At 41.7% G+C, this 13,552-nt stretch carries 14 protein-coding genes, 1 tRNA gene and 1 pseudogene; 3 read left to right on the top strand and 13 right to left on the bottom strand.

From position 1 onward, the window contains the following. Positions 1 to 156 precede the first annotated feature (156 nt). From ACFIJ0_RS07410 to ilvA, 12 genes and pseudogenes are all read right to left on the bottom strand, one after another. Complete coding sequence (locus tag ACFIJ0_RS07410) at positions 157 to 750, bottom strand: baseplate assembly protein (protein ID WP_375624170.1); 594 nt, start codon at positions 748 to 750, stop codon at positions 157 to 159. Beyond that, entirely contained in the window at positions 747 to 1,268 is a 522-nt protein-coding gene (locus ACFIJ0_RS07405) for a hypothetical protein (protein ID WP_375643981.1), read from the bottom strand. The genes ACFIJ0_RS07410 and ACFIJ0_RS07405 overlap by 4 nt, the downstream gene beginning before the upstream one ends. Continuing rightward, the gene (locus ACFIJ0_RS07400; RefSeq protein WP_375643980.1) at positions 1,265 to 1,759 is read right to left on the bottom strand and encodes a phage virion morphogenesis protein; all 495 of its coding nucleotides are present in this window, start codon (positions 1,757 to 1,759) and stop codon (positions 1,265 to 1,267) included. The genes ACFIJ0_RS07405 and ACFIJ0_RS07400 overlap by 4 nt, the downstream gene beginning before the upstream one ends. Before the next feature lies 1 nt (position 1,760). Next, the gene (locus ACFIJ0_RS07395) at positions 1,761 to 2,183 is read right to left on the bottom strand and encodes a gp436 family protein (RefSeq protein ID WP_375624176.1); all 423 of its coding nucleotides are present in this window, start codon (positions 2,181 to 2,183) and stop codon (positions 1,761 to 1,763) included. A 15-nt stretch (positions 2,184 to 2,198) separates the two neighbouring features. Beyond that, the gene (locus ACFIJ0_RS07390; RefSeq protein ID WP_375624178.1) at positions 2,199 to 3,164 is read right to left on the bottom strand and encodes a capsid protein; all 966 of its coding nucleotides are present in this window, start codon (positions 3,162 to 3,164) and stop codon (positions 2,199 to 2,201) included. A 12-nt stretch (positions 3,165 to 3,176) separates the two neighbouring features. Beyond that, positions 3,177 to 3,518: a hypothetical protein gene (locus ACFIJ0_RS07385; protein ID WP_375643979.1), complete on the bottom strand. Its 342-nt coding sequence runs from the start codon at positions 3,516 to 3,518 to the stop codon at positions 3,177 to 3,179. Then, positions 3,515 to 4,558 carry a phage protease gene (locus ACFIJ0_RS07380; protein ID WP_375643978.1) on the bottom strand — a complete coding sequence of 348 codons (1,044 nt, stop codon included), beginning with the start codon at positions 4,556 to 4,558 and terminating at the stop codon, positions 3,515 to 3,517. Before ACFIJ0_RS07380 ends, ACFIJ0_RS07385 begins: the two co-directional genes overlap by 4 nt. Positions 4,559 to 5,167: 609 nt before the next feature. After that, positions 5,168 to 6,373, bottom strand: a complete 1,206-nt coding sequence (locus tag ACFIJ0_RS07375) for a phage minor head protein (RefSeq protein ID WP_375624183.1) — start codon at positions 6,371 to 6,373, stop codon at positions 5,168 to 5,170. Next, positions 6,366 to 7,820, bottom strand: a pseudogene (locus ACFIJ0_RS07370) (DUF935 domain-containing protein); the annotation flags it as partial. The gene ACFIJ0_RS07375 and the pseudogene ACFIJ0_RS07370, both read right to left, overlap by 8 nt. A 655-nt stretch (positions 7,821 to 8,475) precedes the next feature. Further along, the gene (locus ACFIJ0_RS07365; protein ID WP_375624185.1) at positions 8,476 to 9,858 is read right to left on the bottom strand and encodes a DEAD/DEAH box helicase; all 1,383 of its coding nucleotides are present in this window, start codon (positions 9,856 to 9,858) and stop codon (positions 8,476 to 8,478) included. Between the two features lie 291 nt (positions 9,859 to 10,149). Next, positions 10,150 to 10,680 carry a hypothetical protein gene (locus tag ACFIJ0_RS07360; protein ID WP_375624193.1) on the bottom strand — a complete coding sequence of 177 codons (531 nt, stop codon included), beginning with the start codon at positions 10,678 to 10,680 and terminating at the stop codon, positions 10,150 to 10,152. Between the two features lie 35 nt (positions 10,681 to 10,715). Beyond that, the gene (ilvA, locus tag ACFIJ0_RS07355) at positions 10,716 to 11,993 is read right to left on the bottom strand and encodes a threonine ammonia-lyase IlvA (RefSeq protein WP_375624187.1); all 1,278 of its coding nucleotides are present in this window, start codon (positions 11,991 to 11,993) and stop codon (positions 10,716 to 10,718) included. A gap of 147 nt (positions 11,994 to 12,140) precedes the next feature. Here ilvA and ACFIJ0_RS07350 point away from each other — a divergent pair. Continuing rightward, a tRNA-Leu gene (locus ACFIJ0_RS07350) sits at positions 12,141 to 12,226 on the top strand. A gap of 132 nt (positions 12,227 to 12,358) precedes the next feature. Here ACFIJ0_RS07350 and ACFIJ0_RS07345 read toward each other — a convergent pair. Then, a complete protein-coding gene (locus tag ACFIJ0_RS07345; RefSeq protein ID WP_375643976.1) occupies positions 12,359 to 12,637 on the bottom strand; it encodes a hypothetical protein in 279 nt (92 codons plus the stop codon). A 49-nt stretch (positions 12,638 to 12,686) separates the two neighbouring features. Here ACFIJ0_RS07345 and ACFIJ0_RS07340 point away from each other — a divergent pair, with 49 nt between their 5' ends. Together ACFIJ0_RS07340 and ACFIJ0_RS07335 are read left to right on the top strand one after the other, a co-directional pair. Next, on the top strand, positions 12,687 to 12,953 hold the full coding sequence (locus tag ACFIJ0_RS07340) for a hypothetical protein (protein WP_375624191.1): 267 nt from the start codon (positions 12,687 to 12,689) through the stop codon (positions 12,951 to 12,953). A gap of 342 nt (positions 12,954 to 13,295) precedes the next feature. Further along, positions 13,296 to 13,552 (top strand): DUF1376 domain-containing protein (locus tag ACFIJ0_RS07335; protein ID WP_375643975.1); only part of this gene is annotated, 257 nt, incomplete at its 3' end.

Genomic DNA, 13,552 nt, shown 5'->3' with positions numbered 1-13,552 from the left:
GGCTGGTTTTTCAGCGATCTGACCAAGCAGCAAAGGGTATTTAGCCGCTTCCTCACTTAAACAAATTTCCTCACCCTTGCCTGGTGAACGCTTACCTGCAACAAAATCGGCATTGGTTAAAATAACATAACTGTTCTCACGCATCATAAAACTCCTTTAAAGGGGGGAAGAGGTTGTGGAGGGACCCATTTTGACCCCACCGTGTTTGTGGCTTGCGCCAACAGATTTTTGATTGTGCTGCAAATCTTCTGCTTGAATCTGCACACTACCCGTTAATTCAACACGGGTTGATTGATGAGAAAGCACCAAACCTTTTTCACTCAAATGGATTTGGTTTTCCCCATGGGAGAGAATGAGCTCATTCTTCGTGATGCGCAAAGCGCCACCGGCATAACACAGAGCAAGTTCTTGCGGTGAGCGTGCGGGGTTAGGTGCATCCTCACTATAACTATCGCGCACCACCAGAGAGGCAGAACCAATTTCGCCATGGGGATTTAACAACCGCACCGGATCACCAACATGGAGGGGCATATTGCTTGAGAGAGCGCCAGAAGCTTCTTGCGCTTGTAGCCAAGGCGATAAAACCGCTTGTCCATTGGAACTCTGTTCGGAAAGTTTCACCCGTACCCTATGACCATCAACTTCTGCAACCCGCCCGATCATGTGCTGGTTGGCAAGACAGCGTTCAAGCGCATCAAGACGCTTCATCATTTGCCGCAAGGTATCACTCAAAAGATGCGCATCATTCATGCCAACACCTCATTGTCTAAAGAGAGCAACCCAGCTTTGAGTTGTCCTTCATCACAAAAAATATCTCGTCCCAACTGATGCAAATCTTGGTGCCATTCCACCACGCTTATCGATACACCACGCTGCTTAATCGCCGCAGAGATAATCGGTTCAATTTGCACCTCACGCGGGGCACTCAAATGCGTTAGCCCCCACAATTGCCCGCTATGACAAAGAACCGCAATGGCTTCTGCCAAAAGCCAACTAGAAACATCACGCTCTTTACCTGTGGTAATAATAAAAGCCCCTAAATGAAGATCAGCGCTCATGTGCCCACTTGCTACAGGACTCAAACGGCTTTCTAACACCGCAACACGCACGGCTGGAGCCACAAGCATCTGTGTTTCAAGCTCTTCTAAATTAAAACGTCCAAATTGACAGCCGCAATCACGCACATCCGGCAAAGCACCTTTAAGGCTCCTTATCACCGCTTCACGAAACTGATTAATGCGCCCTGCTTGCTTGACCGTTTGTCTCATAAAAAAACCCTTCCCAGCCAATCTTCTGCCGCTTTGACAATTTCCACTTTATTGCGCTCTGAAAGCCCCAAATAAGGGCGTGCCGGCATGGTCACTTGAGGGACACACACAAAGCGATGTGCTTTGCTGCTTTTAAGAAAAAAGCGCAGTGTCTTGCCATTTTTCGGGCGAATAACCCCACCCAATTGGTGAATCCGCGCATAAACCAACCCAGAGCCCACAATCACCTGTTCTGGTGAAGCCTTCATATCAATGGAACGTGATAGCGACCCACTGGCAAAAAGAATGGAGGTACGGGCATGGTTGTTTTTCCACTTCTCTCCTTGGGCAGACGTTTTTTCGCTTTGAATCCGCCGCCTTGTGCTCTCTTGGATGAGACGCCCAACCCCTTGTGCCAAAGTCCCCATCGAGCTATCAGCGCCCTTTTGCAAAAAGGATAAAGCCGCTTCAAGCCCTGTCTCTTTAATCTCAATATGGGTTGAAACAGACATGTTATCTTCCCATCAAACGCGGTTTGGCATGGAAAAAAGCCCCATCCTTAACGGGACCATCTTCACTCATAATTTTAGGCTCATCCACCCCCAAACCCGCTTTGCCTTCGGCAATGCGTTTCAGCAAATCAACCGCCTGTTTGTAACGATCTTCAATGGTCGTGGTCAGCGCCGTATGGCGTATGGCTAAATTATAAACAGCAATATTGACACAGATCATACCCAAAGCCGCCGGCTGTCCGGCAATGGGAACTGAGTAGCGATGAGACAAATGCACATCAATCTCACCGCTTGCCTGTTCGAGAGCGCGGGCAATGGCTTGCTCTGAAAAAACTGGATCAGAATTCTCATCCATCCCGCACAAATCATCCAAGAAGTCATCACCCCAGAGCTCTTCAATCAATCTTTTGCTTGCATAAGCCATGTTTAAAAGTTTCCCTTAGACAACTTCTTGCAACAAAACGCCGGCATCTTTTGCGGCGACCAATTCACACACACGTTCTCCCACACGCACCCGTTTACCGCCTGATAAGCCGATATCTGGATCAATGATCACTCCAGACAAACGCTCACCCAATTGAGCGCTAAAGCCCCAACTGATGACCGATCCATCCGCCTGTTGTTTGGTGGGGTCAATATAAAGCAGTGCAATCTTATTGCCCCAAACACGTGCCAATTGCGCTGAACGCCCTTTGCGTGCCAAATTCACTTGCGATTCACCAATGAGTAAACGATCGGGGTGTATTTCCATCAGATCAGCAAATTGCGCCTTGGTGACAAAACCATCAGCGCTACCACCCCCTTTAACGGCTTTAATGATTTTGGGATGACGTTTGAGTTTTGACCAAACAACTTTACCCATCACAATGGTGTTGGGCGTATAGACGAGACTTTTATCCATCGCCTCATCTAAAGTGGCATAAGGATCAGATTTTTCATAATCACTGAATTTATTCTCACCTTTGAGAGTTATCACGCGCTCTGGTGCGTAATTTTCACTTCTTTGCACAAGGGCTGCAACACGCACTTCACGTCCCAATTCCAGCAAATTGGCAAGTCCCTCTACAGCTGTCTTTTCGGGGTTATAACGAGAGCGTCGCTCCGCCCGTGCGCGTGCCGCCGCTTCAATATCTGAATTGGGAATCAAATCATCAAGTCCGTAATCTTTGACACTGGCTTCCCGTTCAAAGGCAGAAAATTCCACCACATTCGGGCGTCCTTTTCGCCCAACCTCAAGTTCAGGCACGGTAAAATTTTCCGCTAAGGGAAATTCACTATATTTAAACACCTCACTTAAAACACAAACGCGTGGCAAAACTCTATCGCCAATAAGAGAACCTGCTGGATTGCGATAACCAATAGCAATAGCGGTGAGTGTTGGATCAATGGGAAAAGGTCTGTTCATTTTATGCCTCGATTAATTAATTTTAAAAGAAATAACATCACCAGCAGAACCATCACTCATGGCAATACCAATGGTGCGATCTGCTGCTTCTGCCCTTATGGCGTGCCCCTTTGGGTCAGAGGTCAAAAAATCACCAAAGGAAACATTGCCTCCACAAACCACTTCGCCCCAACCACATTGGCCAACATCAATCATCTCACCAGACTTGGCTTCACAAGACCCAGCAGTCCCTAATAATTTATCACCCTTACCAGAAGCCGTTGCCACCATTCCCTCACCGCGGGCTGCAACAATGCAATAAGGTGAGATCACATCTCCAGCGCGAAAAGATTTAATCAAAATCATCGTACTCATGATTGGCGCTCCTTTTGCTCGCTAATATACTCAACCGCTTGGCTAATGGTGATGTCGAAGCCTTTTTTCTTCTGCTCTTCCTGATAATGACGTGCCGCAACAGCAACCTCTTCGGGAGCAAGCTTTGGTTCTTGCGCTAAAGCACACACTTCTAAAGGTCTCGTTGAGGCAAGCACCGGTAATTTTTCGACCAAACTTTTAAAATGCTCCATCCCCCCTTCAAGGCTACAAAGCGCACGATATTCCTCGCGGGCAGCCGGCAAAATCTTGCCCTCTTCAATGGACTTGTCTAAAAGGCTCTCAATAGCAGTCTTTTTTTGCTCTTCTTGCAAAAGCGCTAAATCTTCGCGCGCTTTTTTTAATTGGGTACAAAGTTCCACGCGTTCCTTTTCGCGCGCTTTAAGCGTTGCTAAAACCTCATCCGCTTTAGCATCTTCTGCCAGCGATAGTGCACTGGCAATGGCTGTCAAATCCATCATTTTCTCCGTCAAAGTTATAGGGGAAGGCTGTTCACGGCTTAAAGCCGTCATGACAAGAGCTGGACGATTGACCAGTCCAGCACCGGCTAAATTCAAAATTTCACCTTTCTTGGAATGGCGAAACTCAGGTGAAAGATAGCGATATTCTTGGGCAATAATTTTTTTGGTAGCCATATCGGTCCATTTAACACGCCCCCAAATCGCACCATCCCACTCTGCTAATTCTTCAATCCAGCCACTGGCAGGTGCTTCTAAACCATTTCTCGCACGGTGATGTTGCCCATGCTCATAATCAATCACAAGTGGTCCTTTATTGGCTGCAAAGGCTTTTAAAATAGTTTGCGGGTTATAATGCCATTGTCGTCCATCACGTGCCTTCACATGGGGCGCTTTGGGCAAAAGCTCTACCCATTCAGGCGCTTGGCTAATGGTGGCGTCTTCACATAAAACATCTTGGCATAAAACGTCTGGGCAAAGATCTATTAACGCCGCATGAAATGTCCCATCATAAAATGTCTGGGCATCCCCATCTTTTTGATCTTCGTGAAATTCCTGTTCCATACATTGCCTATTGCTTTACAATTGTCATTGGCAATACAATGCATAAAACTTACTCCCACTATAAGTCTGACACTGTCAGTCAAAAGAGCATTTCTCAAAAAAGCACTCTTTTCCCTATTCTTCTCCTTGTGAGAGAAACCCCCGTGCCAAACCATCCCATAAAATCGTTTTCAAAGGCACTTCAAAGACGATAGAGCGCCGTTGTGAAGTGAGAGGTACAATTTATCGCCTTATACAAAAAAGCCTCTCTCAAGCCGTTTTTTTAAAGATTGCTTTTTGGCTTAAAAACATTATATCATTGAATGTAAGGCGTGAGCCAGTTTTGCCAGGACGGTTTTACCGGACCTGCGAGGAGTTGACCGCCCTCCACGCCTTCTCATTTTCTCAAACATCGGCTCTCTTCACAAAAGCCAACATGGTTTTTCTCAAGTCGTTTTTTGAGAGATTGCTTTTAAACTTTTAAATTGTTACTTCTATCTTCGAGGCGTGAGCCAGTTATACCAGGACGGGTTTTACCGGATCTGCGAGGAGTTGACCGCCCTCCACGCCTTCTCATTTTCCTCGCCTCTTTTCCGTTAAAAACACAAGACTTTCTTCCTGTTGTTTTCTTTACAACAACCTCTCGCCCTTTTTTTCAGCCGCATCCAATAAACGTTCAATTTCTCTAGAGCTTTTTTTATGCATGGAGGTCAACCACCATTCTTGTTTGCTTGCTACCCATTTGACCACAAAGCGCCACCATGCCCCACCACTTTCACCAAAAAACATAACACCCTGCGTATCTTTGCGTCTGATAACGCCATGGGGGCGAATGAGTGTTTGAATAGCGGCTCGAAAATCATCTAAGTGAAGAGCTCGTGCTTGATGCTCTAACAAAATATGTTTCACACTGTCTGAAGATAAGCGAATAAGAGAATTTTCCGCTGCAAAAACATCACCCACCTTTTGTGGTATAGGTGCAATGGGTATAAACCCGCGAGGCATACGTCCTTCAAACATGGCTTCCAAAAGCGGCGAACCCACAATATCTTCAATGGCAATGCGCTTATCATTGTCCCCCATCACGGAAATTTTATCACTCAAAAAACGGCTTAAATTTTGTGCCCGATGTTTCCCAGGGTTCAAATGCCAACCAGGATCAATCCCCTTTGGTATCTTCTCAACTTTCCCCGTCCGTTTATTGTGCCAAACCTGCTTTTCAACATGAAGTGGCTCTGCCCCCTCTTCATAGCCTAAATTGTCTGCTTCATAACGGCTTACCTGTCGCACACTGCATTTACACCGCCAGCCATTGGGCGGATAAAGCCAATCCCAAACCGGATCATCAACAGGTGCCGTAAACCCCACCCAACTTTCATGTTCTAAACGCTTATGTTCTGAACTCGACAAAGCATAGGTGAGATAGGGCAAAAATTCTTTATTATTTTGTGTGCGCTCCCACTCGCCTGCCGCATGCGCACTCATGGTATTGGCCCAATAGACCGTTTCTAAACGCCGCGGGCTGCCCAATTGCACCACGCTCTTTTCACCCGTATTCGGATCAATGCTGGTCTTTTTACCCCACCAACCCTTTTCCTGTAAAATCGGCATCAGATTTTTTTGAAACTCTTGCAGAGGAACTTGATGCTTTATGGCTTCTCCAACCGCTCGCTTAAAATCATCCAAAATGTCATAGCCTACCGATTTTGCCACCGTAAAGGAAAAAGCATGCTCTTCTGGTGCCACATCACGCCAATCAAAGCTTGGAACAAGTGCCTTGGCTTCAAAATAACGGGTGACCTCTTTAGGGGCGGTTTTAAAAAGTTCCTCATCCATGATACCCAAGCCCACGTGCAATCATTTGTACTTTTGCCAAGCGCGCTGCTAATGCGTGATGATCCATCTCACCGAGCAATTCATCCAAGCCTTTTAGGATATCCTCATAACTTTTTGCTTCTCTCACAAGCTTTTTAAAAGGCTCTAAAAGGGGTTCTAAGTCCTCTTCCCAGTCACTTAAAGCTTCTTCAGAAAGTCGGTCCAATTCGTCGTGATATTTCCCACCCTGCTTTTTTCCACCCTTGCTCTCTCTTGTCACAGAAACATCAATACCCCCACAATCAGCACAAACATGAGCTTTTTGTCCCCTCTCATCATCAAGCGCATTATCAGGAGCCTTTAAAACATCTTCTTCTTTTGTTGGTTGCGAAAAGCCAATCTTATTGCGCACTTCTTGCGCCCCAACACGCAAACCCAAAGGCACGAGTTTTTCCAGCGCATCACTAATCGCTTTAATATCTTCATTTTCCGAAATCGGCCAATAGACAAGGGGGTAGCGCTCTTGGCGCCCAAAATTAATCTCAACAAAAGGCACAATCAAATCACGATTGGCTGTCAATGCCAATTGCCGTGCATCAGCTCTGGCAATATCATGACGCACATTTTCATGAATGCGCGCTTGCGAAAAGGACGAACCATCATCCGTCGTCATCGTTTGTCCCAACACACCCTTTGAAATCTGCCGATCTAAATATTCAGCTTTGACACCAAAAACCGCATTGCCACTGCCCCCTGCCGCTTCAATAAATTCAATCTCCATTTCTTTGGGAATAATCGCTGCCGCATCACTGGATAAATCACGCACTGCTTGAATGAGAACCCGCCGTTCCTCATGAGAAGAGCTCGCACCATATTTACCCACACGCAACGGCATACCGTAAACTTCTAAGAAAGCCATCCAATCTTTTAAGGTATAAGACTTAAACAAAAATGCCCAAGCCGCAAGCCGTGCAAGCCCCGTGCGGATAGGTAAACCACTTTTTAACTTTGGGCGGTGAATGGAAAATTTATAAGCAGGAAGTTCACTTCCATGAAGAGACCCCTCTTCTTTTAAACGCAAATGAAAACCATCCCGCCGGTCCAATTGAAAAAACCGCTGGTCACGCCATTTCCAAGCAACCGGACACCATTCCTTGGCACTTTTGTCCCACAAAGTTTCAACAATCGCGTAGCCTTTTCCCAAAGCATCTAACAAATCCGTCACATAATCATCAACAAAAGTGGGTGCACTAATCACTTCTCGCACCGCATCCGCTATCTTTTTGTCCTGTGCACTGTTGCTTGCGGCAATCACTCCAGGCTCCACCCCTGTGAGAGCATTTTTACGCATGCCAAGCACAGCACGATAATGCAAATCACGCTCTTCCATATCATCGGCAAGTTGGAAAAACTGTTCTGGATGCCCCCGTGCTGCCTGTTGCAAAATATCAGCAAGTTGCGCAGGGCTTTTTTAAAGAGATATCTCTTAAATCCCCCAAGCCCCTTTCACAATGACTCCCGTAAATGGTATAAAATAAAATCGATTGATCAGCCTTATCTTTATTTATAATAAAAGCCATACCATCATACTATTTTCCGACTCTCAATCTTAGCAATACCCCCTTGCCTTTGAAAGAGTTTATAAGAATCATTTTATTTATTTCTCAAATGTTTATCTATATGATAATTTCATATATAACGTGCAAGTGAATACTTTTGATTGATCCACATAAATAGCTTCAAAATGAAAAAAATTCTATGATATAATAAATTATATATATAAAATAATGAATTATTATTAGACATCACTTTTTAAAATTAAAAATTATCATTAAAGATAAAACACATCTTTTATAAAAATAATTTTATATAAATAAAATCTATATTTATTCCCATTTAAAAAAATAGGAATAAAGAAAATAAATAATCGCCTCTACAATGATGATTTCTTTTTAAAAGATTTTTAAATAAATACAAACATTTAGAAGTTTTTATTTCTAACAAATGAAAACCTCTGAAGGACCTTTTTATTTTGGCAAGAGTATTTTATACTTCTTTTCAATTGAGAATAAATCAACAAAAGTAAAACATCTCCAATACATAATCTTTTTTCAAGATTTTATCTAGGCAGCCTTCTTAACTGATTTTCGAAAACGAAAAGACTTTGCACGCTTTGTCACCGCTTTTCCTTTTTTATGCCTCTCATTTGGAGATGAAGAATTTTTCCGCTGCAACTGTGCAGCATCATCTTTTCGACCTAAAAACTGTTTTTGACGTTTATATTTTTTAAAACGGCGTTCCTTATCGTTTTCTTTTTCTCTATTTTCTGGCACAATTGGATTTTCTGGAAACGCTGCAAATTGTTCTGGAACAGACTCAGCCACCAATTTCATACGAATCAAGCGCTCGACAGCACGCAACCGTTCCCTTTCGATCTTCTCATCAAAAAGCGTAAGTGCTTCACCAGATGCACCATTACGTCCTGTACGACCAATACGATGTACATAACTTTCAGCCTCATCTGGTAAGTCATAATTAATAACGTGGCTTACCCCTGGTATATCAATACCGCGTGCAGCAATATCTGTTGCCACAAGGATCTGCACAGATCTTTCACGAAAAGCTTTTAAAGCAGACTGGCGAGCACCTTGTGATTTATTCCCATGAATTGTTGCGACTAAATATCCTATCTTTAATAAACTACGTGTGACAGAATCAGCCCCATGTTTAGTTCGGGTAAAAACAATCACCGAATCAAAAGCTGGATTTGTCAAAAGTTTACTTAAAACATTCTTTTTTTCATTCGTAGGAACACAATATAATTTTTGCGTAATCTCTTCAGCCGTAGTACCTTGAGGAACAACTTCAATTTTAACCGGATCATTGAGTAAACATTTTGCAAGCACAGCAATTTCCCTTGGCATTGTTGCAGAAAAGAGTGCTGTCTGACGCTCTTGATGCAAAAGCTTTGCAATTTGCTTAACATCATGAATAAACCCCATATCCAACATACGATCTGCTTCATCCAAAATCAAAAAACGAGATTGGGAAAGATCAACACACTTTTCACAAACAAGATCTCTCAAACGCCCTGGAGTCGCTATCAAAACATCCACACCTGCTTCCATACGTTTAATTTGTTTTAAACGTGATACACCTCCAAAAATAAGACATGTTGAAAGATGTGCACCTTTCGCCGCAGTACGAATCGTTTCATCAATTTGAACAGCAAGTTCACGCGTGGGAGCTAAAATCAAAGCGCGTGCAGTTTTAGGACAGCGTTTATCACCAAAAGCCAAAATCTGACTTAAAATAGGTAAACCAAAAGCCAAGGTTTTTCCAGAACCTGTCTGAGCAATACCTAAAATATCGTGTCCTTTCAACATCACTGGAATAGCTTGTTCTTGTATAGGCTTAGGTTTACTCATCCCAGCAATGAGTAAATTTTTAATCAAAAGAGTAGGCAAACCTAACTTTGTAAAAACATTTTCTTCTTTTATAGGCAAAATAAAATCTTTCCTCAGCTTAAGAACTCAAAACAAGTAACCAGCTGAACTCTCTTCTCAAGAATCCGCGCAAGAGAAATCCCTGACATCTTAAATGAAGCAACGCTTAAAAAGCGGCTTGCGCAACTCATGAGCACCTTGAAATCAAGATAAAGGCGTATAAACTTCACTTTACAAAAAGCCAACAAACCAGCCTAAATACCTTCATCTCCATTATCCTTGGATTATGATAAAAAAGCAAGAACTTTACGAAATACATTTATCATGAATAAAAAACAATATCTAGATCGTTTACTTTTTGATGATTGTGTCCATCGGTAAATGGACCTTGATAAAATCAGGATAAATCTCGAGAAAAACTGGATTTTGTAAAGTTTTTTGACCACCATAAATTAAATACCATTGGGTTTTATCAAAAATCGCCAAAGTTTTATATCGAATGATGCGATCCTTCATCTCAAGAACTGTTGGAATTAAAGCATACAAAATACCGTTATCAGTTTGTAAATACTCTATATTTTCTTTATCTAAATAATAAGCACCAGAAGGCAAATCCTCAAATTTCCTATGCAACTGTTGAAGAAAATCACTACGTAAAGCACTCTCTGTTGTATTTAATCGATGTGCCATCTCTTTATAAAGCCGCTCAGGTATATAACGAGAAACAGGCGTAAAATCCCTATTTTTTATAGCATTATTGACATCAACAACGACTCTTGAAAGTTCAGCTTTTTGTATTATTGTTGGCTGAGATGCCAAACTATGTTGATTAACAATCAAAAAGAAAAATAGACTCAGCACCAAATAAAAAATAGGTTTCATCATTATACTTCTTTTTTTAGTAAAGTTTCAGTTTCTCAAATAACGAAATCAAATAACGTTTGATCATCAGTAATATCACGATAACGCCAACCTAACGCTTGAAATTTTTCCTCTAAAAGACAAAAATTACCGTATTTTTTTGTTTCAATCGCAACCAATACAGAACCAAAGTTTCTCGCTGATTTTTTAAGATATTCAAAACGTACGATATCATCATCTGATGATAATGTGGAAAGAAAATGACGCAATGCACCAGGATGTTGCGGAAAACTAAAAATAAAATATTTTCTCAACCCTTGGAAACGTAAAGAACGCTCTTTAATTTCTGGCAAACGCTCAAAATCAAAATTACCTCCTGAAATAACGAGAAGAATTTTTTTTCCCTTTAACTCTTGAGGAGGAATACTGTTAAGCGCATCAATCGATAAAGCACCAGCCGGTTCAAGGACCACACCTTCAACATTAAGCATTTCAACCATCGTAGAACAAACGCGATTTTCAGGAACCGTAATGACAGAATCAGGAGAAAATTGCTTTAGAATTGTATAGTTTAGTGCACCAATTTCAGCCACAGCAGCACCATCTACAAAAGTGTCAATACTTTTAAGCTTGACGCGTTTTCCACTCTCCAAACAAGCAAGCAAACTTGCAGCTCTTTGCGGCTCAACAAAACGAAGTTTTGTTTTCCAACCATATTCATGTAAAAACTTGCTCACCCCACTTGCCAAACCACCACCCCCTACCGGCACAATCATTAAATCTGGCTCACTTTCTCCATTGAGTTTTTTCCATTGTAAAGCAGCTTCACAGAGCACTGTTGCCTGCCCCGTAATAATGCGAATATCATCGAAAGGTGGAGCCATTACACCACCACTCTTCACGACAAAGGATTGCGCAGCTTCATAACATTGATCAAATGTTTCACCAATCAAACGAATATCAATGAATTCTTTACCAAAAATACGTGTTTTCTCAATTTTTTGTTGTGGCGTTGTCATAGGCATAAAAATCACGCCTTTACGTTTAAAATAACGACAAACAAAAGAAACCCCTTGCGCGTGATTCCCCGCTGAAGCGCAAACAAATGCAGAATCTGATGATATACTGCTAAGCATTTCTGAAACAAAATTGAAAGCACCACGAATCTTATAAGACCGCACCGGTGTTAAATCTTCACGCTTTAAATAAATTTCTGCATCATACTTTTGACTAAGAAAATCATTTCTCTGAAGTGGTGTTTCAGCAAACACGTGATGCAATCCCACCATAGCTTTTGTGACGTCTTGAATAAATTGACTCATAACACTAATCATTTCATGCTTTATTTACATTATAAAAGCTTTTTCTAGCGATAAAGAAAACTATTGTCAGTCAAAATTTCACTAAAAAAATGAAAAATGTTTCTTTTGTCATTAATTCTTGATTCAATAAAAGATATAGCTTATGAGAGAACTCTCATCGCGGACGTGATGAAAACGGTAAACATAGCAGACTTAAAATCTGCCGGTCAAAGACCTTGCGGGTTCAAGTCCCGCCGTCCGCACCACAATATTTGAATTTCCCCTTATTTTCCAATAGGTTATTAAAAATCAACAAAAATTAAACCACCTTCTAAACCACCTTTCATAACTCCATTATAACGCTATCAGACGGCACCGCGATGATGCTAAAATACGAATCATTGCTGCTTTTTGAAGTACCTTTTTAGCACTTTGACCTCCTCCTCGTCTTTTAGGGTAGAGAGGCAGCCAATCTCGATTTTCTCATCCTTGAGGATGAGGAAATGAGTTATGTTTTTAACGTTAAGCAGCTTCACAACAGAGCTTGGTAAAATTCGCTTAGCATCTGTTGTAACTGATTTGTAATGCTTAAGCTCTTCTTCGAGATCATTTGCATCTAACAAACGCCTCATCATCGCCAATCCTAAAATTTCTCCAACACCAGCAGCACCATTCACACTCTTAACAGGAGTAAGATAATGTGAAGAAAAGTAAGTGAGGTATGGAATGAAGATAGATCTGAGTTTAATAGTAGCAGTTGTTATTTGTTTTATTGCTAATTTGGGGTTGGCTTATACTCTTCATGATTCTTGTAAAACGATGCAAACGCTCAGAAAAGAGATAGATGAAAAAGACAAAATAATAGATAAAGAAGCTGAAATAATACGTGCACAAAAAGATGTAATTCAAAAACAAGAAGAGTCAATTCGAAAATTAACTGCTTTTAAGATTATTTTTCCTCGAATGGCAGTAAAAAATTTGGCCAAAAAGTAGTTTTAAGTATTTTCTCACAAATATTTTTTCAAGACAGGCAAACACAACACACTCTGTCATAGCGCACATATAAATACGCAACAGCCTTGCACAAACCATTCTCTGCCTTGATCTAGGCACCAAAACAAGCTGGGCGATTTCTCGTGTAGACAGCAATATAACAAGTGGCACTGTCAATTTTGAATCCTGTCGTTTTGAAGGCGATGGTATGCGCTATTTGCGTTTTCAGCAATATCTGACAAAAATGAAGATCACAATAAATAAAGGCAACGCCTCAAAAGAAGAAGTGATTAAGGCGGTGTGTGCAAAAAGACATTCGCTACAAAAAGAAGGTCTAATGCAATGCCATGGATAAGATTCCATTTGTATGACTGGATAAGTGGTACAAATGGAATGACATCTGAACAACGGGGGGTTTATATAACTCTTCTCGTTTGCATGTATGAAAAAAAAGAACCACTTAAAACAGATTTTCAAACGCTTGCACGCGTTTGTCATTGTTCGCAGAAAAAATTTGTAGCTATTGTCGAATATCTCATGAGAAATAATAAACTTGTTGAGACAGATAATGGATTGTGGAATACGCGCGTTGAAGAAGA

Origin of the sequence: Bartonella sp. OC68QHHN (genome assembly GCF_042193875.1) — a bacterium.
In the GTDB taxonomy this organism is placed as follows: Bacteria; Pseudomonadota; Alphaproteobacteria; order Rhizobiales; family Rhizobiaceae; genus Bartonella; species Bartonella grahamii_A.
Note: the sequence above shows the minus strand (reverse complement) of the source record. Positions and strands in the feature narration are given on the sequence as shown.

Coding starts and splice junctions, on each gene's coding strand:
- ilvA (WP_375624187.1), bottom strand. CDS start 11,993: ATGATTAGTGTTATGAGTCAATTTATTCAAGACGTCACAAAAGCTATG.
- ACFIJ0_RS07375 (WP_375624183.1), bottom strand. CDS start 6,373: ATGGATGAGGAACTTTTTAAAACCGCCCCTAAAGAGGTCACCCGTTAT.
- ACFIJ0_RS07390 (WP_375624178.1), bottom strand. CDS start 3,164: ATGAACAGACCTTTTCCCATTGATCCAACACTCACCGCTATTGCTATT.
- ACFIJ0_RS07340 (WP_375624191.1), top strand. CDS start 12,687: ATGAAGATAGATCTGAGTTTAATAGTAGCAGTTGTTATTTGTTTTATT.
- ACFIJ0_RS07395 (WP_375624176.1), bottom strand. CDS start 2,183: ATGGCTTATGCAAGCAAAAGATTGATTGAAGAGCTCTGGGGTGATGAC.
- ACFIJ0_RS07360 (WP_375624193.1), bottom strand. CDS start 10,680: ATGAAACCTATTTTTTATTTGGTGCTGAGTCTATTTTTCTTTTTGATT.
- ACFIJ0_RS07410 (WP_375624170.1), bottom strand. CDS start 750: ATGAATGATGCGCATCTTTTGAGTGATACCTTGCGGCAAATGATGAAG.
- ACFIJ0_RS07380 (WP_375643978.1), bottom strand. CDS start 4,558: ATGGAACAGGAATTTCACGAAGATCAAAAAGATGGGGATGCCCAGACA.
- ACFIJ0_RS07405 (WP_375643981.1), bottom strand. CDS start 1,268: ATGAGACAAACGGTCAAGCAAGCAGGGCGCATTAATCAGTTTCGTGAA.
- ACFIJ0_RS07385 (WP_375643979.1), bottom strand. CDS start 3,518: ATGAGTACGATGATTTTGATTAAATCTTTTCGCGCTGGAGATGTGATC.
- ACFIJ0_RS07400 (WP_375643980.1), bottom strand. CDS start 1,759: ATGTCTGTTTCAACCCATATTGAGATTAAAGAGACAGGGCTTGAAGCG.